17 protein-coding genes and 2 riboswitches are annotated in these 18,757 nt (G+C 62.9%); of the genes, 12 read left to right on the plus strand and 5 right to left on the minus strand.

The genetic code is table 11. The features are described from left to right. Positions 1-48: 48 nt before the first annotated feature. The gene (locus tag IDM28_RS12690; RefSeq protein WP_150569074.1) at positions 49-633 is read left to right on the plus strand and encodes a LysE family translocator; all 585 of its coding nucleotides are present in this window, start codon (positions 49-51) and stop codon (positions 631-633) included. Positions 634-653: 20 nt separating this feature from the next. On the opposite strand, the gene IDM28_RS12695 is transcribed toward IDM28_RS12690, so the two are convergent. Continuing rightward, positions 654-1,856 carry a sugar transporter gene (locus IDM28_RS12695; protein WP_101319957.1) on the minus strand — a complete coding sequence of 401 codons (1,203 nt, stop codon included), beginning with the start codon at positions 1,854-1,856 and terminating at the stop codon, positions 654-656. A gap of 200 nt (positions 1,857-2,056) precedes the next feature. On the opposite strand from IDM28_RS12695, the gene IDM28_RS12700 reads away from it, so the two are divergent. Further along, on the plus strand, positions 2,057-3,373 hold the full coding sequence (locus IDM28_RS12700; RefSeq protein ID WP_188036114.1) for a hypothetical protein: 1,317 nt from the start codon (positions 2,057-2,059) through the stop codon (positions 3,371-3,373). Between the two features lie 5 nt (positions 3,374-3,378). Here IDM28_RS12700 and IDM28_RS12705 read toward each other — a convergent pair whose 3' ends face one another. Beyond that, positions 3,379-4,431, minus strand: coding sequence for an NAD(P)-dependent alcohol dehydrogenase (locus IDM28_RS12705; RefSeq protein WP_101319963.1), 1,053 nt, complete (start codon positions 4,429-4,431; stop codon positions 3,379-3,381). A gap of 179 nt (positions 4,432-4,610) precedes the next feature. Here IDM28_RS12705 and IDM28_RS12710 point away from each other — a divergent pair, with 179 nt between their 5' ends. Continuing rightward, positions 4,611-5,546, plus strand: a complete 936-nt coding sequence (locus IDM28_RS12710) for an AraC family transcriptional regulator (protein ID WP_188036115.1) — start codon at positions 4,611-4,613, stop codon at positions 5,544-5,546. A gap of 31 nt (positions 5,547-5,577) precedes the next feature. On the opposite strand, the gene IDM28_RS12715 is transcribed toward IDM28_RS12710, so the two are convergent. Continuing rightward, positions 5,578-6,174, minus strand: coding sequence for a TetR/AcrR family transcriptional regulator (locus IDM28_RS12715; RefSeq protein ID WP_101319968.1), 597 nt, complete (start codon positions 6,172-6,174; stop codon positions 5,578-5,580). 90 nt (positions 6,175-6,264) lie between these two features. Here IDM28_RS12715 and IDM28_RS12720 point away from each other — a divergent pair, with 90 nt between their 5' ends. The 4 genes from IDM28_RS12720 (at position 6,265) to IDM28_RS12735 (ending at position 10,983) form a co-directional block, all read left to right on the plus strand. Further along, positions 6,265-6,864, plus strand: a complete 600-nt coding sequence (locus IDM28_RS12720) for an NAD(P)H-dependent oxidoreductase (RefSeq protein ID WP_181089231.1) — start codon at positions 6,265-6,267, stop codon at positions 6,862-6,864. A 111-nt stretch (positions 6,865-6,975) separates the two neighbouring features. Then, entirely contained in the window at positions 6,976-7,482 is a 507-nt protein-coding gene (locus IDM28_RS12725) for a sigma-70 family RNA polymerase sigma factor (RefSeq protein WP_150569071.1), read from the plus strand. Next, complete coding sequence (locus IDM28_RS12730) at positions 7,479-8,453, plus strand: FecR family protein (protein WP_150572430.1); 975 nt, start codon at positions 7,479-7,481, stop codon at positions 8,451-8,453. The genes IDM28_RS12725 and IDM28_RS12730 overlap by 4 nt, the downstream gene beginning before the upstream one ends. A 94-nt stretch (positions 8,454-8,547) precedes the next feature. Further along, positions 8,548-10,983, plus strand: coding sequence for a TonB-dependent siderophore receptor (locus tag IDM28_RS12735; protein WP_188036116.1), 2,436 nt, complete (start codon positions 8,548-8,550; stop codon positions 10,981-10,983). A gap of 8 nt (positions 10,984-10,991) precedes the next feature. Here IDM28_RS12735 and thpR read toward each other — a convergent pair whose 3' ends face one another. Then, entirely contained in the window at positions 10,992-11,537 is a 546-nt protein-coding gene (thpR, locus tag IDM28_RS12740) for an RNA 2',3'-cyclic phosphodiesterase (protein ID WP_188036117.1), read from the minus strand. Positions 11,538-11,754: 217 nt separating this feature from the next. Here thpR and lpxO point away from each other — a divergent pair, with 217 nt between their 5' ends. The 3 genes from lpxO to IDM28_RS12755 all read left to right on the plus strand — a co-directional run bounded on the left by lpxO (position 11,755) and on the right by IDM28_RS12755 (position 13,791). Further along, positions 11,755-12,654, plus strand: coding sequence for a lipid A hydroxylase LpxO (gene lpxO, locus IDM28_RS12745; protein WP_188036118.1), 900 nt, complete (start codon positions 11,755-11,757; stop codon positions 12,652-12,654). 145 nt (positions 12,655-12,799) lie between these two features. Continuing rightward, positions 12,800-13,144, plus strand: a complete 345-nt coding sequence (locus IDM28_RS12750) for a carboxymuconolactone decarboxylase family protein (protein ID WP_150572434.1) — start codon at positions 12,800-12,802, stop codon at positions 13,142-13,144. A 77-nt stretch (positions 13,145-13,221) separates the two neighbouring features. Beyond that, positions 13,222-13,791: a GNAT family N-acetyltransferase gene (locus IDM28_RS12755; protein ID WP_188036119.1), complete on the plus strand. Its 570-nt coding sequence runs from the start codon at positions 13,222-13,224 to the stop codon at positions 13,789-13,791. A 57-nt stretch (positions 13,792-13,848) separates the two neighbouring features. Here the strand turns inward: IDM28_RS12755 and IDM28_RS12760 are convergent, their stop codons facing one another. Beyond that, positions 13,849-14,595 carry an outer membrane beta-barrel protein gene (locus tag IDM28_RS12760; protein ID WP_101319980.1) on the minus strand — a complete coding sequence of 249 codons (747 nt, stop codon included), beginning with the start codon at positions 14,593-14,595 and terminating at the stop codon, positions 13,849-13,851. Between the two features lie 163 nt (positions 14,596-14,758). Further along, positions 14,759-14,963, plus strand: a riboswitch (cobalamin riboswitch). 111 nt (positions 14,964-15,074) lie between these two features. Between IDM28_RS12760 and IDM28_RS12765 the strand changes: the two genes are divergently transcribed. Together IDM28_RS12765 and IDM28_RS12770 are read left to right on the plus strand one after the other, a co-directional pair. Further along, positions 15,075-17,198, plus strand: coding sequence for a TonB-dependent receptor (locus IDM28_RS12765; RefSeq protein WP_188036120.1), 2,124 nt, complete (start codon positions 15,075-15,077; stop codon positions 17,196-17,198). 140 nt (positions 17,199-17,338) lie between these two features. Next, complete coding sequence (locus IDM28_RS12770) at positions 17,339-18,505, plus strand: DUF1624 domain-containing protein (protein WP_188036121.1); 1,167 nt, start codon at positions 17,339-17,341, stop codon at positions 18,503-18,505. 28 nt (positions 18,506-18,533) lie between these two features. Next, positions 18,534-18,736, plus strand: a riboswitch (cobalamin riboswitch). The last annotated feature ends 21 nt before the right edge of the window (positions 18,737-18,757 follow it).

Genomic DNA, 18,757 nt, shown 5'->3' on the forward strand with positions numbered 1-18,757 from the left:
CGGCGGCGGCAGCGACCATGGTGCTCCATCCCTCTGGAGTTACCGTTGATGCTGCAGTCCCTGTTGCCCTTTACCTTGTTTGCGCTGGTCACCAGCATCAGCCCCGGGCCGACCAACGTGCTGATCCTCGCCCATAGCGCCCGCGCCGGGCTGCGTGCCAGCGTGGCGCCGATTGTGGCGGCCTCCACGGCTGCGGCGGCGATCGTCTGGGCGGTTGGCCTGGGCCTGGGCGAAGTGCTGCTGCGCTATCCGCTGGCGCAGCAAGTGATGAGCTGGCTCGGCGTGATCTGGCTGACGTGGCTGGGCTGGCAGTTGCTGCGCAGTGCCGGCGAGCCGATCCAGAGTGCCGAACAACAGCCCTTCGGCGCGCTCAGTGCCGCGTCGCTGCAACTGATCAACCCCAAGGTCTGGTTGCTGGCCGTGGCGGTAATCGGCGTGTATGCAGCGCCGGGCCAGCCGGTCTGGCAGCTGGCGCTGGTGCTGCTGCTGGTGGCCCTGCCGAGCATGACCAGTTGGGCCCTGCTCGGTGCTGGTAGCGCCCGCTGGTTGCAGTCGCCGCAGCGCCTGCGCCGGTTCAATCAGCTGCTGGCGTGCTTGCTGATTGCCTCGGCGTGGTCGGCCCTGCTGCTGTAGCGGCCGATGTAGAGGCCGACTCAGCCGAGCGCAGGCGCCTCGCGCAAGCGCTTGAGGCTGACCAGCGCCAGGATCAGGCCGAGCACAGCCACCGAACCACCAGCCAGGCCAATGTAAGCCACGCCCAACTGGCCGCTGACGATGCTGCCAAGCAACGCGCCGCCGCCGATCCCGATGTTGTAGATGCCAGAGAACAACGCCATGGCCACATCGGTGGCGTCCGAGGCCAGCTTGAGGGTCTTGGACTGCAACGCCAGACTGAAGCTAAGGATCGCCACCCCCCAGAACATGCTCAATACGGCGAATACAGTGAAGTTGCCCGAGAGTGGCCAGAGCAGCAGCAGGCAAGCGGCCAGGCACCCCATCGAACCGAGCAGGAACAGCTGCGGGAAACGCTCGCTGTAGCGGCTGAACAGCACCGAACCAATCACCCCGGCACCGCCAAACAGCAGCAACAACAAGGTGGTGCGATCGCCGCCGATCTGCGCGACATGCAAGGCAAATGGTTCGATATAGCTGTAGGCGGTGAACTGTGCGGTGATCAGCAAGGTCACCAGCAGGTAGGTAATCACCAAGGCCGGCCGCTTGAACAACACCGGCAAGCTGCGCAGCGAGCCGGAGTTCTGGCTCGGCAGCAACGGCAGCGACTTCATCAGGCAGAGCATGGTCACCAGCGCCACGCCGGCGATGCTCAGGAACGTCACCCTCCAGCCCAGCGCCTCGCCCACCACCCGGCCAAGCGGAATGCCCAGGACCATCGCCAGGGTGGTACCGGTCGCTAGCAGGCCCAATGCCTTGGCCTGCTTGCCCGCTGGCGCCACCCGTACGGCCAGCGAAGCGGTAATTGCCCAGAACACCGCATGCGACAAGGCAATGCCGATACGGCTGAGCACCAGCATGGTGAAACTTTGCGCGAGCCAAGACAGCAAGTGGCTGACGATGAACACCAGAAACACCCACAGCAGCAAGCGGCGCCGCTCGATATTGCGCGTCAGCAACATCATCGGCAGCGACGCCAGCGCGACTATCCAGGCATAGATGGTCAACATCAGGCCGACCTGAGCAGTGCTCATGTCGAAACTGCGGCCGATGTCACTGAGCAGCGCCACCGGTACGAACTCGGTGGTATTGAAGATAAACGCAGCCAGGGCCAACGCAATGACGCTGAGCCAGCTGCCGCCGCCCACCGGTGCGGGCATGGATGTAGGGATCGGACCATTCATGGATGGGAATTACAGCTCCTGAAAAAAGACGACAAGCGCGCAACCCAGCCCGCTGCGAAAGCATGCGGCAGGTGCGGATAGATATGTATCAAGGATGGCGGCCATGGTACGCGCCAAGCCAAGGCCTCACAACCGCAGTGCGGGCGGAGTAACATGTGCACTCTAGAGACAGACCGCGGAACAAGGAGTCCGATCCGTTCATGGACAAGCAGCACGCCCAGCAACAATGGCAGCAGGCCGTAATCGCCTATGCCAAGGCCATCAACCACTACGTCGCGCAAGGCCGCACGCAGGGCTGGGACAACCTCGAGGAGCCGGTCGCGCCTGCCACCGAGCACCTGCTGCCGGCCTGGCAGGCGGCGCTGCAGGCGATCAATCAGCCCTATGTCGATGAGCAGCAACGCCGCGCATTTCGCAGCGACTGGCCGCCCGCCCACCTGCCGCTGGTACCGCTGCTGGAGCAGCACGGCCAAGGCATCGCCAGCGTGCTCATGCTCGATGACGGCAGCCTGCTGGCACGGATTGGCATGCCTCACGAAAAAGGCCAGGTGGTACGCATCGATGGGCGCACGGTGACCCCGGTGATCGGCGTCGAGCACTTTGGCCGCTGCCCGCAGCGGCGTTATTTCGCCCTGGCCAACGCCGAGGGTATCCGCGTCACTGACGGCTGGGGTGGCCCGCAGGTGGCGCGGATGGCCTGGCCCCATGGCCTTGAAGGTTTGCCCAGAGGCTATCCGTTCGAACCGTTCGATTTACCGCCCACACCGAGCGCGCTGATCCCCTTCCCGGATGGGCAGCGGGTATTGCTGGTCAGCAGCGAAGGGATATTTGTGCTCACCGGCGAACGGGCGACTCGCCTGTTGCCGCAGCAGCAGACGATTCTCGATGATCTGGCAGAAGGGATCGACCCCGACGATATCGCCCTGGGCCTGTCGATGGAGCATGGCGCAGTCTCGCCCGATGGCCGCCTGCTCGCCATCGGCGAACAAGGCGTGCGCCATCTGGTGCTGGATGATCAACTGCAGGTGGTCGCCGAAGTCGGCCCCGTCGGTGAATACCCACACTTTGCCTTGTTCAATCAGCGCGGCGACCATTTGATCCTGAATGCCTGCCATTTCTACAACGGCAACACCCTGGGTGTGCGCACGGCTGACCTGCCGGGGCTCGATACCGACTACTACAGCGAAGACCCGCGCACGCCGCTGGTCGAGGATGGCGCGCGGATCTACGCTGGCGTAGCCCGCGCCGGCGAGTACATCGTGGGTGATGCGCACGGCTATCTGCGGGCATTTGGCGAAGACGGTCAGGAGCACTGGCAGCACTACCTGGGCTCGACCTTGTGCGCCATGGACATCAGCGCAGATGGCAAAACCCTGGTCGCCGCCAGCTATGCCGGCATCATCTCGCTGATCGCCCTCGACAGCGGCCGCCCTGACTGGCAGATCGGCACTGGCGAGCACGGCGAGCTACGCCGCTGGCTGTTCTGGAAGGGCCTGGACAAGCCACTGGCCTGGTGAGCCAGTCAGGCTTTCAGCGTGGCCATGTCGATGACGAAGCGGTATTTCACATCGCCAGCGATCACTCGCTCGAAGGCTTCGTTGATGCTGCGGATATCGAGCATCTCGATGTCACAGGTGATGCCATGCTCGGCGCTGAAGTCGAGCATTTCCTGGGTTTCAGCGATGCCACCGATCAACGAACCGGCCAGTACGCGACGCTTGAGCACCAGGTTGGCTGCATGCAGTGGTGGCTCGACCGGCTCGATCAGGCCGACCAGGATGTGCACGCCATCAAAGGTCAGGGTGTCGAGGTAGGGGTTGAGGTCGTGCTGCACTGGGATAGTGTCGAGCAGGAAGTCGAAACGCCCGGCGGCGGCGCGCATCTGCTCGGCATCGCTGGACACGATGACGTGATCGGCACCCTGGCGGCGAGCTTCTTCAGCCTTGGCTGCGGAGCGGGTGAACAAGGTCACTTCAGCGCCCAGTGCCTTGGCGAACTTGATGCCCATGTGGCCCAGGCCACCCATGCCGAGAATGCCGACCTTGTGGCCAGGGCCGACGCCGTGGTGCTTGAGCGGCGAGTAGGTGGTGATGCCGGCGCACAGCAGCGGCGCGGCGCTGGCCAGGTCCAGCCCTTGCGGCATGCGCAGGACGAAATGCTCGCTGACGACGATGCTGTTGGAGTAGCCGCCCATGGTGTTGCTGCCATCGACCCGGTCCGGGGTCGCGTAGGTCATGGTCGGGCCGGCCAGGCAGTACTGCTCGAGGTCCTTGGCGCAGGCCTGGCACTCGCGGCACGAGTCGACCATGCAGCCAACCCCGACCAGGTCGCCGACTTTGTGCTTGCTGACGTTGGCACCGACCGCCGTCACCCGGCCGACGATTTCGTGGCCCGGCATCAGCGGGTACACAGCGATGCCCCACTCGTTGCGCGCCTGGTGAATGTCGGAGTGGCAGACGCCGCAATAAAGGATCTCGATGGCGACGTCATCGGCACGCGGGCTGCGACGCTCGAAGCTCATCGGCAGCAGCGGGCTGGTCGGGGTTTGGGCGGCATAACCGATTGCGGTATACATGGCGAAGACCTCTCAAGTGAAACGATTCAATGCCAGCCATTCTCCTGCCAGATGGCGAGCGAGACCACCGTGAATTCTCCGGCATGCTTGCCTGATTCTCCGAAACCGCCACATCCGATATGGCGCCAGGCTATAAATCTGCGAGAATGCCAGTGTCTGATTCTCTGCCCAGGCCCTTTATGCAGCTTACCCGCCACGTCGACGCCAACGCCCCGCTCTGCGACCTGATTCGCCGCCTGGCAACGCGCCCGGGGTTTGTCCCCACCCATCTGCCGCAGGTGCAGGTGCTCAGCTGGGATCACTACGTCGCCAGCAGCCCGCAGATCTATGAACCGAGCCTGATGATCCTCGCCCAGGGCAGCAAACTGGCAAGGCTGGGGCCGCGTACCCTGGAGTACGGCGCCGGTCATTACCTGGTGCAGGCGCTGTCGGTGCCGTTCATGTGCGAGACCTTCGCGACTGCCGAAGCGCCACTGCTGGGCGTGGCCGTGGACATCGACCGCAGCGTACTCAGCGAACTGGTGCAGAGCATGCAGCTGGCGCCAGATGCCCGTGTGCAGGCGCAAACCCCGCAGTCGATGACCTCGGCGGCACTCGATGCGGCCATGCGCGATAGCGTCGAGCGCCTGCTGCAGTGCCTGCAGGACCCGCTGGATGCCCAGGTGCTGGGCATCCAGCGGGTGCGCGAAGTGCTCTACACCGCTTTGCGTGGGCCGCAAGCCGGTGTGCTGAGGGCCTTGGTCGAGCAGCAAGGGCACTTTGCCCGAGTAGCTGCCTCGCTTGCTTATCTGCGCGAGCATTACGCCGAGCCGCTCAGCGTCGAAGCCTTGGCCAGCTGCGCCAACATGAGCGTGTCGACCTTCCATGAGCACTTCAAGCGCTGCACCGACATGGCGCCAATGCAGTACCTCAAGCGCCTGCGCCTGCTCAAGGCGCAGCAGATGCTGATCGGCGAAGGCCTGGGCGTGGCACAGGCGGCGCACCGGGTCGGTTATCAGAGCACCTCGCAGTTCAGCCGCGAGTACAAGCGCCAGTTCGCCCAGAGCCCGGGAGATGAGCAGCCTTATCAACGCTTTGCTCCGGGCAGCCTGAACGATCTGTCCGCTTCGGTCTGAGCAGCTCAGCCAGGCAGCGCGCTGCAAAGCGTTACTGACGCAGGACCATGTCGACAATCGTCGCCTGCAACTCCTGCCTGGCCTGCTCTGGTTCAAGCGCGCCGGTTGCTGCAGCCTGCGACAAGGCATCCGCCGCTCCCACCAGCACGCGCAACCCTGCCGCAGCAATATCGCCACTCGGCGCGAACGGCGCCAGCGCGAGCCTGCATTTGTCCAGAAACGGCGCTTCGCACTGGTTTTTCAGCGCTTCCATCTCGGGCGAACCGGTCAAGGCTGCACTGACGCCGGGAATCTCCCGCCCCTGGCTGATCACGCAATCGATATACGCCGCGGCAATCACCCGTGCGCGATCCGCCAGCGTCGGTTCACAGCTCGCCAGCAATGCATCCAGCATCGTCGACTGACGCGCGTCGTATTCCTGATAGAGCGCAACCAATAAGCCGTTTCGCGATACGAAATGGTCGTAGACCACTGGCTTGGTCACACCGGACTGCTGTGCCAGCCGGCCGAGGCTGAGCGCATCGGTGCCCTCCAGCCTGACTATTTCCCGAGCCACTTCCAGCAATTGGCTCCGGCGCTGCTCCCGCGACAGGCGCTTGCGCGACTGCGGATTTTGCTCACTTGACATCACAACCTACCAAAAGTAACTTACCTGCGGTAACTTACCGAAAGTATATAGCGACACCTGGCGTCTCGCAGCCCTTTGTGGAGAAACTTCATGCACGCACTGATCGTCATCGGCCACCATGATCCTGAGTCCCTTACCCATGCGCTTGCCGCCCAGATCGCGGAGGGCCTTGCCGACGCAGGCCACAGCAGCAGCCTTGCTGACCTGGCCACTGAGAGATTCGACCCGCGCTTTGGCCTTGCTGACCACGCCGTACATCGGCGCCTGGCGACAGCCCCGGCTGATGTCCTGCGCGAACAGGCGCGGATCGAACGCGCCGATGCTCTGGTGCTGGTCTACCCCGTTTATTGGTGGTCGATGCCAGCTTTGCTCAAGGGCTGGGTCGAGCGGGTATTCAGCAACGGCTGGGCCTTCGACTATTTGCCAGACGGCCGTTTGATCAAAAAGCTCAACGGCCTCCCGGTACAGCTGGTTGGCCTGGCTGGCGCCGACGCGGGCACGTTCGTTCGGCATGGTTACGGCCATGCCATGGCGACTCAGATCGAGCATGGAATCTTTGATTACTGCGGTGCTCGGGTGCTTGGCTCGGCGCTTCTGGATGACAGCGAGAGCGGCCAGAGCCTTGCCCATCTGGCGAGCGCGCGCTCGATCGGGCAGAAGCTGTTCGACAAGGTTGCGATAAGCGCCTGACCTCTCTGCCCGCTGATACGGCAGTGAGACGCCAGCACACTGCCATTGCGGGAATTCTCCCGATCCAGCTACCATTGAGAACGATTCACACTCACGATCGGATATCAACCGTTGGACAGCACCTCGACCCGCAAGCTGGGCTTCTTTTTCAGCGATCACCACCGCTGGCTGCTCCAACACATCCACAAGCGCCTGCGTAACCGCGCCGATGCTGAAGACACGGCTGCCGAAGCGTTTTGCCAGATGCTCGGTGCGCGGGTTGATCCAGACAGTATCCTGCAGCCGCGGGCCTACCTGTCGACGATTGCCCGTCGACTGATTTTCGATCGTCACCGCCGCCGTCAACTTGAGCAGGCTTATCTGGAACGCCTGAGCCATCTGCCGGAGCAGGTGGCGCCGTCAGTTGAAGAACAATTGCTGCTGATCGAGGCGCTGGTGACTATCGACCAGGCGCTCGATGGCCTCCCCGCGATCGTCAAGAGCACATTCCTTTACAGTCAGCTCGACGGCATGAGCTACGTCGACATCGCGGCCAAATTGCAGCTGTCCGAACGCACTGTCAGCCGCTACATGAAGCAGGCGCTGCGCCAGTGCTACCTGAGCGAGCTGCAGCCATGAGTGCGCGCAGCCTGGACAACGTGACCGAGCAAGCCATCGACTGGATGGTCGAGCTCAATGCCGCTAGCCCGGACCCAGCGCTGCTGCGCCGGGTCGACCAGTGGCTGGCGCAAGACCCGCGCCATCAACACGCCTGGGATCTGTTACAGCAACGCCTGGGTCGGCCGTGCGCAGCGCTGAGAGCACTGGATCAGCGCGTGCCCGGGCAAGCCAGTGAGGCCCGCCAACTGCTGCTGCAACCGACGCGCACACGCCGCGAGGTGCTGCGCAGTCTCGCTGGGCTTGGGTTGCTGGGTGGCGGCCTGTGGGCCGGCTGGCGCAGCGACGCGGCGCAGGACTGGATGGCTGATCTGCACACCGCTAGCGGCCAACGCCTCACCTTCACCCTCGAAGACGGCAGCCGTCTCAGCATGAACAGCGCCAGCGCGGTGGACCTGCGCTTTGATCGCGAGCAACGGCTGGTGGTGCTGCGTCACGGCGAGCTGTTGATCGACGTTGCCAAAGACCCACTGCGGCCGCTGCGGGTGCGCGCCGCGCAAGGTCAGATCCAGGCCCTGGGCACGCGTTTTCTGGTCGGCCAGGAACCAGCCACAACACGGGTTACCGTGCTGCAGCACAGCGTGCGCGCCAGCCTGCCGAATGGACAGGAGCAAGTCCTGCAGCAAGGTCAGGCCGCGCTGCTTGGCGCTGACGGCATTCAGCTACTCAGTGGTGAGCAGCTGCAGCGCGCCGCCTGGGTCGACGGCAAGCTGGAGGTCCTGGATGAGCCACTGCACGCCGTGGTCGAGGCGCTGCGCCCTTACCAGCGTGGTTACATTCGCCTGGCCCCGGCAGTGCGCGGCCTGCGCGTGCAGGGTGTGTTCCCGCTGGACCAGCCGCAACAGGCCTTGGCCGCCCTCGCCGAAGCTTTGCCTATAAAGGTCGAGTACTACGCACCGTGGCTGACCCTGATCGGCCCAGTGCCGGCTTAGTGAGAATATTTTTAAAAATCATTCGCAGCCGTGTCCGGTTTTCATTTCTCGTCGCACCTATCTCCTGACAGCCACTTTTCAACGGGAGAACACCGTGCACAACACCTGGCCCCGCGCCCTGCCCCTGGTCCTCGCTCTGAGCAGCTTGAGTGCCCTGGCTCAGGCGCAGACCCTGACCTTCAACCTGCCGGCCGCAAGCCTGGCCGCCACCCTCAACCGCATCGCCAGCCAGAGCGGCAGCATTATCGCGCTGGAGCCAGACCTGGTGCGCGGCAAGCAGGCGCCAGCAGTGGTCGGCCAGATGAGCGCCGAACAGGCCATGCAGACCGCCCTGAGCGGCAGCGGCATGCAACTGCGGGTGACTGGCAGCGGCCATTTCAGCGTGGCCCCGGCCAGTGTCGGCGGCGACGCGCTGGAGCTGGGCGCGACCAGCATCAATGACAACTACCTCGACGCCACCAGCGAAGGCAGCGGCTCCTATGCCGCGCGCGCAGTCACCTTGGGCAAAGGTACCCATACCCTGCGAGAGATTCCTCAGTCGGTCACGGTGATCACCCGTAAGCAGTTGGACGACCAGGGCATCACCGACCTCAAGGACGCGCTCAATCACACCACCGGCATCGTCGGCGCGCAGGGTATCGGCCCGGGCATGGTAGTGACTTCGCGCGGTTTCCAGATCGATGACTGGCAGTACGACGGCGTACCGATCCAGCGCAACAGCTACTCGCTGGGCAACTGGGCGACCCAGGATCTGGTGTTCTTCGATCGCGTTGAAGTGCTGCGCGGCTCCTCTGGGTTGCTGCAAGGCACCGGCAGCCCGGGTGGTGCGATCAACCTAGTGCGCAAGCGCGGCCAGGCGGCGCCGACCGTGGCCATCACCGGCAAGGCCGGCTCCTGGGACCACTATGGCCTGCAACTGGATGCCGGCGGGCCGTTGACCAGCGATGGCAAGGTGCGCGGGCGGATGGTGCTGGATGAAGACCAGAGCGACAGCTTCATCGACTATCAATGGAGCAAAACCCACTCGCTGTATGGCGCGCTGGACATCGACCTGAACGACGCCACCACGGTTGGCGCAGGTATCAGCTACAGCCGTGAACAGTCTCGGCCGATGCTGCGCGGTATCCCGCGTTACGCCAGCGGCAAGCCGGTCGATCTACCCCGCTCGACCTTCACCGGCGCACGCTGGAGCCGCGCCGAAACCGATGTCACCACCTACTACCTGGACCTCGAGCACCGCTTCAACGACGACTGGACATTCAAGACTGCCGCCGTGCGCATGGACGAGACCAACACCTCTACCCATCAGCGCGTGCAGACGTCCGGCGAAGGCCTGGAGGCCAACGGCGATGGCGTCAGCTACGCCGACTGGATCACTGACTTCCACTCCAACAAGCTGGGGCTGGATATGAACGTGGTCGGCCACTTCGATACCGGCTCGGTGGCGCACGAAATCACCGTCGGCGGCAACTACGCCAAGCTGACCTCGGATGACGCCTACTGGCGCAAATTCAACGCCGGCAGCGGCAACATCTTCGACATCGATCATGACCGCCCGGAACCGAGCCGCGACAGCCTGCTGGCCGGTCCTTTTGGTCGCCATAACCAAGCCAGCTACGACGTTCGGCAAAAGGGCCTGTACGGCGTCTGGCGCGTCAAGCCGGTTCAGGACCTGACGCTGATTGCAGGTACCCGCGTCAGCTGGTTCGACTACAGCTGGGACTCGATCGACTTCAACAACCCGACCGACCCGGGCACGCGCTACCCCACCAGCCGTATGACCGAGTCCGGTGAGGTCACCCCGTATGCCGGCTTCATCTATGACCTCACCGAGCAATGGTCGTGGTACGCCAGCTATACCGACGTGTTCGTGCCGCAGACCGAACGTGCCCTGGGCAATGCCCCACTCAAGCCGATCGTTGGCAGCAACTACGAGACCGGCCTCAAAGGCGAGTTGCTCGATGGCCGGGTCAACACCTCGCTGGCGATCTTCCGTTATGACCAGGAAAACCGCGCGGTTACCGATATCGCATCGGGCCAGGAATGTGATGGCTGGTACTGCTCGATGGCCTCCGGCAAGGTCCGCAGTCAGGGGGTCGAAGCCGAGATCAGCGGCGAGCTGGTCAGCGGCCTGCAGCTGTTCGCCGGCTACACCTACAACACCACCACGTTTCTTGATGACCCGGAAAACGAAGGCCGCACTTTCAGCCAGTGGACGCCCAAGCACATGTTGCGCACCTGGGCCGATTACCAGCTGCCAGTCGACGGCCAGCGCTGGAGCACTGGCATGGGCTTCACCAGCCAGAGCCACACCCTGGGTTACGAGCGCAGCTACGAGGTGCCCGGCTACACGGTATGGAGCGCGCGGGTGGCGTATCAGCTGAGCCCAGAAGTGAATCTTGCGCTGAACGCCAACAACCTGTTCGACAAGAAATACTGGGTCGCCGGCTTCAACCAGCTCAACGGCAGCAACAACTATGGCGAGCCGCGCAATCTGATGTTCTCGGTCAAGTACACGCCGCAGTTCTGAAGCGCTTCTCAGACCTGCAGCGGCCACTGCGCCAATGGCCAATAGCGGCCCTTGCGTGACTCGTACAAGGTGAATTGCCGCGCACTGAGGTAAAAATCAGCCGCCACGCTGGCCTCCGGCACCTGCCCCTGAAAGTCACGCGCCAGGGTCAGGTGCGCGCGGTACTCACGGCTGCTGCGGGCGATGCCCAGGCCCAGCGCGGCCTGTTCCAGGGCGTACACCAACTGGCGCAGGGCGGGCGGCGCATCACTTGCCTGCAACACCAGCGCTTGCGCCCGTGGCCACACCTGCAATTGATCGAGCAGCACGCGTAACGGCGCGACCGGCCGTTTGATCTGGTCGACCGCAGCGCACAGAGCGGGTAACTGCGCACTGTCGACATCCCCGAGAAACAGCAGGGTCAGATGGAAGTTGTCGGCGGGCACTGGCTTGCCGCTGCGCAACTCAAGTTCACGGCGCCACTGAGCGACGCTGCGGCGCTGGTCATCACTGACTGGCAGGGCAAAAAACAGTCGCTTGAACGGGCTGCCGCTGGGGCGCGTTTCCTTGGCCATGTTCGCTCCGGATTAATGAACGGATTAGTCGAGTGTAACCGGCCTCGCGGATCGGAGATGAGCCGAAAATCCTAGCGGAAACGTTTGCGCGACACCTAGGCAATGCCACCAAAGTACCGTCGATCAAATGTAACAATAAGTACAAAGTCGTACGCGGTTTGTTTATGCTGGCGCGCTCTAGCCATGGCTCATGGCCATTCTCTACAAGTGTTTGTCGATGAAAATTGCTTTCGTACTAATCTTCGTCCTCTCGATTGCCTATGTGCATCTGCGTGGCCGCGTGCGCCACAAACTGACGCGCCAGCTGGGCGATCATTCGAGTTTCCTCGCGCCGATCAACAGCTTCCTCTACCTGTTTTCCAGGCTGCCGGCCAAACCCTACCTGCCGGTCGATGCCTTCCCTGAGCTGCAACCACTCAAGGACAACTGGCAGGAAATCCGCGCTGAAGCCCAGCAACTGCTGCACGTTGGCGAAATCAAAAAGTCCGACAACCATGACGACGTCGGCTTCAATTCGTTCTTCAAGACCGGCTGGAAGCGCTTCTACCTGAAGTGGTATGGCGAGACCCACCCGTCGGCGATGACCCTGTGCCCGCGCACTACCGAGCTGCTGCAAGGCATCGGTACGGTCAAGGCGGCCATGTTCGCCACCCTGCCCCCAGGCGCCAAGCTGGTTCGCCACCGTGACCCGTATGCCGGCTCCTATCGTTATCACCTGGGCCTGGACACGCCGAACGACGATGGCTGCTATATCGATGTCGACGGCGAAAAATACTCGTGGCGCGACGGCGAGGCGGTGATTTTCGACGAAACCTACATCCACTACGCCGCCAACACCACCGAGCACAACCGCATCATCCTCTTTTGCGATGTCGAGAGGCCGCTCAAGTACCGCTGGGCTAGCGCCTTCAACCGCTGGTTCAGCCGCAAGGTGATGGCCGCGGCTGCAGCGCCCAACAACGCCAATGACAAGACTGGCGCGATCAACCGCCTGTTCACCCGCATCTACAAAATCCGCGAGCGTGGCAAGGCGTTGAAAAAACGCAACCGCATGCGCTATTACCTGGAAAAGTGGCTGGTGGTAGCGGCGCTGGTGCTGGTGTTCATCTACATCTGAGGCAGCCTGGCAAGGCGCCGTCATGCCGGCGGCGCTGAATGCTTGCTACCTAAGTGCAACACGCTTTCGACTATTATCCCGCTCGCCAACGCTCTCCACTCGACTAGCCTGAAAGCTCCTGCCGCAACCCTACAAGGTGAAGACAATGAGCATGATGGACTGGGACGCCTACCGTAAGCAGCTGATGGCTGGCATCGGCGACCTCAAGCAACTCTCACCGGACACCGTCTCGGGCTACATGACCGCCAGCGGCGCCGGGGCCAAGACCAACCACCTGGATGCCAAGACCCGCGAATTGATCTCGCTGGCGGTTGCCGTCACCACCCGCTGCGACGGCTGCATTGCCGTGCACTCCAAGGAAGCCCTCAAGCAGGGCGCGACCCGCGAGCAGATCGCCGAGGCGCTCGGTGTCGCCGTGGCAATGAACGCTGGAGCAGCGCTGGTCTATTCGACCCGAGCTCTGGATGCGCTGGGCAAAGCCGACGAGTAAGCCTGTCGGCGTCGCCGCACTTGCGCGGCGGCGCCTGCACCACCAGACTTGCCGGCTCAGCCCGTGCAGGTACCGCCATGATCCACATTCGCCCCATGACCGCCGCCGACTTCGAGGCTTTCTGGCCCACCTTGCAAAGCATCGTCCAGGCCCGCGAAACCTACGCCTTCGACCCGCAGATCAGCTTCGAGCAGGCGCGCCAGCTGTGGCTGGAGGCACCGCTGCATACGCTGGTGGCGGAGCAGGACGGCGAGCTGCTTGGCTCGTATTACCTCAAAGCCAATGCCGCCGGACCCGGCGCCCATGTGGGTAATTGTGGTTACATGGTATGCCCGGCTGCACGCGGGCGTGGCGTGGCCAGGCTGATGTGCGAGCACTCGCAGAAGCTTGCCCGTCAGGAAGGGTTTCTGGCGTTGCAGTTCAATTCGGTGGTGGCGAGTAACGAGGTTGCCGTAGCGCTGTGGCGCAAGCTTGGCTTCGATGAAGTCGGCCGCCTGCCCAAGGCCTACAGGCATGCCCGGCTGGGGCTGGTGGATTGCCTGGTGATGTACAAATGGCTGGCGGATGAGCCGGTGGTGGAGAAACCTGCGCTGCTGATCGGGCGCAAGAACATTGAAGCGCGGGTGTCGCGGCGGCGTGGCAAGTAGCCGCGGATCTGCGTAGAAAACGGGGACCGCTATGCGGCCCCCTGCTAACGCGCTGAATCAGAACGCCAGACCTACCTTCACGCCGAACTCATCACGCTTGAGCTTGGTATTGTCGGCTGCATCCGACTCTTCATCGAGTTTGTACTCGGTGCGGGTGTAGTAGACGCTGCCGTAAATGGGCATACCGCCCTGCTGGTTCATCAGCAGGCTGACTTCGGCATAAGGGTTGGTGCGGTCTTTCATATCGACGGTGTCGCTGCCGAAATCGTCGACCTTGAGCTTGGCGCGGCCGTCGAGGGTGCGGCGGGCACCGACTTCCACGCGCAGCGTCGAAGCATCGAACTGGTGGTTGTAGCCGACGGCAGCCTTGGCGAACGGCGACTTGTAGGTCAGCTCGGTATCCAGGTCGTTGAGCTCTGGTTCGAAGCGCGACCAGTCATAACCACCGCCCACGGTGAAGTCGAGGAAGTTGCGCGCGTCCATCGCAGCACGCCAGCCCAGGTCCAGATCAACCTTGGCCTCCTTGAGCTTGTTGTCGCTCTTCTTGCCATACTTGGCGTCCGCGCCAATCTGGTAGATGAAACCGGATTCGGCGGTCATCTTGTTGCCATAGTTGGCGAACAGGCCACCTTGACCGAGGTGATCGGTCTCCGATTCAGAACCGCCTTCGAACTTGAATTTGTCGTAGCTGCCGAGCAGGCCGAAAGTGAACAGCGGATCGGTACTTGGCGCAGCGCTGGCAGCAAGCGGGGCAGCGATCAGGGCCAGCAGGCAAGAATGACGCAACAGGTTACGGGTGGACATTGGTAAAGGTCTCCATGACGTGGGTGTTTCTGTGACAATCGAGCGGTTCGATGCACACCAAATGTGAAAAGTTCGAAAAAGAATCAGTAAAAACTCGCAAACCTCTAATGCGTCACAAATTTTTCTTAGCGCCAAGGTTTGACTAAGGCCACTTTCGATGCTCAGATGCGCGCCAGTTTCAGGTGTCCTGCGCCGCCGTGCGCAGGGTGAAACGGGAAGCCGGTGCGTCATCTGCATGACTAGTCCGGCGCTGCCCCCGCAACGGTAAGCGAGTGAAACCTTCGACACACCACTGTGCCCGTGCACGGGAAGGTGAAGGTTTCCAGCCCTCGCAAGCCCGGAGACCGGCCTGCAACTTTCAGTTGGCAAACCCGCGGTGGGCGGGCGCAGGCCGGTTTGCGCGTGCGCCCAGCGTTCGTGCCCGCTTGTCTTTGCGTTGTTTCCACCGGGATCCTTACTTCCTGCACCAGTGGAACGACATGTCCCGTACCAATACCTTTACTCTTCTGGCGGCCTGCATTGCCGCCGCTTCGCCAGCCGTGGCCGCAGAGCCGACGAGCAAGGTCGTCGCCCTGCCCTCTATCGCGATCAGCGAACGCCGCGACGCAAGCGCCGACCTCACCAGCAGCAGCGAGACCGGCTCGCGCCTCGGCCTGACTGCCTTCGAAACACCAGCCAGTGTCAGCAGCCTTAGCGCCGAACAGATCCAGCAGCGCAGCAACCTCACCGTGCAGGATGCGGTCACCCGCACCCCCGGTATCACCTCCATCGGCACCCCAGGCGATGGCGGCACTGGCCTCAGCGCACGCGGCTTCAACGGCCATGGTTCGGTGATGACCCTGTTCGACGGCGCGCGCCTGTACACCGGTGCCGGCACCCAGACTTTCCCGGTCGACCCATGGCTGGTCGAACGTATCGAAGTGCTGCGCGGTCCGGCGTCGGTGTTATACGGCGAAGGCGCCACCGGCGCGGTGGTCAACGTCATCCCGAAAAAGCCCGTGCAAGGCGAGATCCACAACCAGCTGCGCCTGGGCTACGGCTCATGGGACCGCCAGCAACTGGGCCTGGACAGCGGCGGCAGCCTGAGCGAGCGCCTCAGCTACCGTGCCACCATCAACAAGCAGCAAGGCAATGGCCATATCGACCGCGGCGACTCACGCAACCTGGCCCTGAGCCTGGCACTGCGCTTCGATGCCAACGAAGACCTGAGTTTCACCCTCGCCCACGAACGCGGCGACGCCGAGCCGATGAACTACTTCGGCACACCGCTGATTGCCGGGCACTACCGTGACAGCCTGCGCGACAAGAACTACAACGTGCGTGACGCCGAATTGCGCTACCACGATGAATGGACCCGCCTGAGCAGCGAGTGGGCTATCAGCGACAACGTCAGCGCCAGCAACCAGCTCTATTACATCAAGAGCCGTCGCCACTGGCGCAACGCCGAAAACTACAACTGGGACGCAGACGTCGGCCAACTGCTGCGCAATGGCTTTCTCGAGATCAAGCACAACCAGGAGCAGATCGGTGATCGCCAGAGCTTCACCTTCCAGCACAGCCTGTTTGGCCTGGCCAGCACGACCGTGGTGGGCGCCGAATACAACAAGATCCGCTTCCGCCTGACCAACAACTGGCCCTACAACGATATCGGCAACGACTACATTGACCCGTGGCAGCCCGCGCCCGGCCATTTCGTCAGCGCCACGCCGCTGCAACCGCGCTCGTTCAGTACCACCCACAGCGCAGCGCTGTTCGCCGAAAACCGCACGCAGCTGACCGAGCAGCTGTCGCTGGTGACCGGTATTCGCCGTGATCAGAACCACATCGAGCGCGACAACCTGATCGACGCTAGCCGCACCGACCGCAGCCTCAGCGGCGGCAACTGGCGCGCCGGGCTGGTCTATGCGCTGACCCCGGACCTGTCGCTGTACGGCCAGTACTCGACCAGTGAAGACGGTGTGGAAAACCTGGTCAGCCTCAGCCCGGCACAGATGAACTTCGACCTGACCGAAGCGCGCCAGACCGAACTTGGCGTCAAGCAGCGCTTTCTTGATGGCCGTGGCGAGTGGACCTTGGCCGCTTATCACATCGTCAAGAAAAAGCTGCTGGTCGACGACCCTGTCAGCCATCAACCGCAACAGGCCGGCCAGCAGACCTCCGATGGCCTGGAAGCGACCCTCGAATTGGCCTTGGCCAACCAGTGGCAGCTGTCGGCCAACGCCGCGCTGCTACGGGCCAAGTACGACGACTTCAATGAAAGCGTGGCAGGCGTTGCCACCGACCGCAGCGGCAAACGCCCGGCCAATGTGCCGCGACGCAGTGCCAACCTGTGGCTGAGCAAAGGCTTTGGCCAGGACGTCGATGCCGGCGTCGGCCTGCGTTATGTCGACACGCGTTACGCCGACACCGGCAATAGCCAGAGCATCCCCAGCTACACCGTGGTCGATGCCAACCTGGGCTGGCAAGTGCTGCCTGACGTGCGCCTGGGCCTGCAGTTGAACAACCTGCTAAACCGCAACTACGTGACGGCCGCCTACAGCGGCGAGCAGTGGCTGCTGGGCGCACCACGCTCGTATTTCGCCACGCTGGACTACAGCTTCTAAACACGATTCACCCTGGCTGGCCGCGCTGCAACGGGCTAGCCAGGGCCTTCATGGGCACTACGCTCACCGACAAAAGACTTTCAACAGGAAAACCAATCGTTATAAGATAACGTTACACGAAACCTCACCAGCGAATTTTCATGACAACCGCCCTGACTTCTCCCACCCTCGTCAGCCAACGCCTGCAGAGCATCGATGCCCTGCGCGGGCTGGTCATTCTGTTCATGCTGCTCGATCACGTACGCGAGACCTTCTTCATGCATCATCAGGTGGTTGACCCGATGACCATCGAAAGCACCGAAACTTCGCTGTTTTTCAGCCGCACCCTGGCGCATCTGTGCGCCCCGGTGTTCGTCCTGCTGACCGGTCTTTCGGCCTGGCTGTATGGCGAGAAGTATCAAGGCCGCGGCGCCACCTCGGCGTTCCTGTTCAAGCGCGGGCTGTTTCTGGTGGTGCTGGAATTCACCCTGGTCAACTTCGCCTGGACCTTCCAGTTGCCCCCGACGGTGATCTACATGCAGGTGATCTGGGCGATCGGCGTAAGCATGATCGCGCTGTCGCTGCTGGTCTGGCTGCCACGCCCGGCGCTGATCGCGCTCAGTGCGCTGATCATCGCCGGGCATAACCTGCTCGACGGCGTGCACTTTGCGCCCGGCTCGGTCATGCATGTGCCGTGGGCGATCCTGCATGACCGCGGCTGGCTGGAGGTATCCGACAGCCTGCGCATGCGCACTTCCTACCCAGTGCTGCCGTGGATTGGCGTGATTGCCCTTGGCTACGCCCTCGGCCCCTGGTTCGCCCGCAGCAGCGTCGCCAGCGTGCGCCAACGGCGCTTGCTGCTGGCGGGTGTAGCGGCCCTGCTCGGCTTCGTCGGCCTGCGCCTGCTCAATGGCTACGGCGAAGCGCCGTGGAGCAGCTACCCGAGCCTGATGCAGACCGTGATGAGCTTTTGCAACATCACCAAATACCCACCGTCGCTGCTGTTCCTGGCGCTGACGCTGGGCGCCGGGCTGCTGTTGCTGCGCGGTTTCGAACGCGCCGGCCAGGCGCGCTGGATCAGTGTGTTGGCGGTGTTCGGCGCGGCGCCGATGTTTTTCTACCTGCTGCACCTGTATGTGCTCAAGCTGCTATACCTGGCCTGTGTCGCGCTGTTCGGGCTCAATCAGGGTGGTTATTTCGGCTTCGACAGCATCGGCTTCATCTGGCTGACTGCAGGCTTGCTGGCGGCGGCGTTATACCTGCCGGTGCGCCAGTTTTCCCAACTCAAGGCGCGCCGCCGCGACATCAGCTGGCTCAAGTATCTCTGAAAAGCGTTTTCCCCCGGCGGCGTGATGGTCTACCATGCCGCCCGCCGGTTTCCATCACGGAACTAACAGGGAATCCCAGGCCTGCCCTTGAATGCAGGCGAAACGGAACTGCCCCCGCAACTGTAAGTGCCGAGCCTGCTCCATCGATGCCACTGGGTTGCTGACCCGGGAAGGCTGGAGCCAGGCCATGACGCACCAGTCAGGAGACCTGCCGGCAAACATTTACCAACCGGCGGGGTGTCCGGGCTGGCC

Origin of the sequence: Pseudomonas sp. EZ-C24, from assembly GCF_014525325.1 — a bacterium.
Lineage (GTDB): Bacteria > Pseudomonadota > Gammaproteobacteria > Pseudomonadales > Pseudomonadaceae > Aquipseudomonas > Aquipseudomonas shirazensis.

Bases quoted from the DNA above. Each gene is read 5' to 3' on its own strand.
- IDM28_RS12690 (WP_150569074.1), top strand. From the start codon at position 49: ATGCTGCAGTCCCTGTTGCCCTTTACCTTGTTTGCGCTGGTCACCAGC.
- IDM28_RS12695 (WP_101319957.1), bottom strand. From the start codon at position 1,856: ATGAATGGTCCGATCCCTACATCCATGCCCGCACCGGTGGGCGGCGGC.
- IDM28_RS12700 (WP_188036114.1), top strand. From the start codon at position 2,057: ATGGACAAGCAGCACGCCCAGCAACAATGGCAGCAGGCCGTAATCGCC.
- IDM28_RS12705 (WP_101319963.1), bottom strand. From the start codon at position 4,431: ATGTATACCGCAATCGGTTATGCCGCCCAAACCCCGACCAGCCCGCTG.
- IDM28_RS12710 (WP_188036115.1), top strand. From the start codon at position 4,611: ATGCAGCTTACCCGCCACGTCGACGCCAACGCCCCGCTCTGCGACCTG.
- IDM28_RS12715 (WP_101319968.1), bottom strand. From the start codon at position 6,174: ATGTCAAGTGAGCAAAATCCGCAGTCGCGCAAGCGCCTGTCGCGGGAG.
- IDM28_RS12720 (WP_181089231.1), top strand. From the start codon at position 6,265: ATGCACGCACTGATCGTCATCGGCCACCATGATCCTGAGTCCCTTACC.
- IDM28_RS12730 (WP_150572430.1), top strand. From the start codon at position 7,479: ATGAGTGCGCGCAGCCTGGACAACGTGACCGAGCAAGCCATCGACTGG.
- thpR (WP_188036117.1), bottom strand. From the start codon at position 11,537: ATGGCCAAGGAAACGCGCCCCAGCGGCAGCCCGTTCAAGCGACTGTTT.
- lpxO (WP_188036118.1), top strand. From the start codon at position 11,755: ATGAAAATTGCTTTCGTACTAATCTTCGTCCTCTCGATTGCCTATGTG.
- IDM28_RS12750 (WP_150572434.1), top strand. From the start codon at position 12,800: ATGAGCATGATGGACTGGGACGCCTACCGTAAGCAGCTGATGGCTGGC.
- IDM28_RS12755 (WP_188036119.1), top strand. From the start codon at position 13,222: ATGATCCACATTCGCCCCATGACCGCCGCCGACTTCGAGGCTTTCTGG.
- IDM28_RS12760 (WP_101319980.1), bottom strand. From the start codon at position 14,595: ATGTCCACCCGTAACCTGTTGCGTCATTCTTGCCTGCTGGCCCTGATC.
- IDM28_RS12765 (WP_188036120.1), top strand. From the start codon at position 15,075: ATGTCCCGTACCAATACCTTTACTCTTCTGGCGGCCTGCATTGCCGCC.
- IDM28_RS12770 (WP_188036121.1), top strand. From the start codon at position 17,339: ATGACAACCGCCCTGACTTCTCCCACCCTCGTCAGCCAACGCCTGCAG.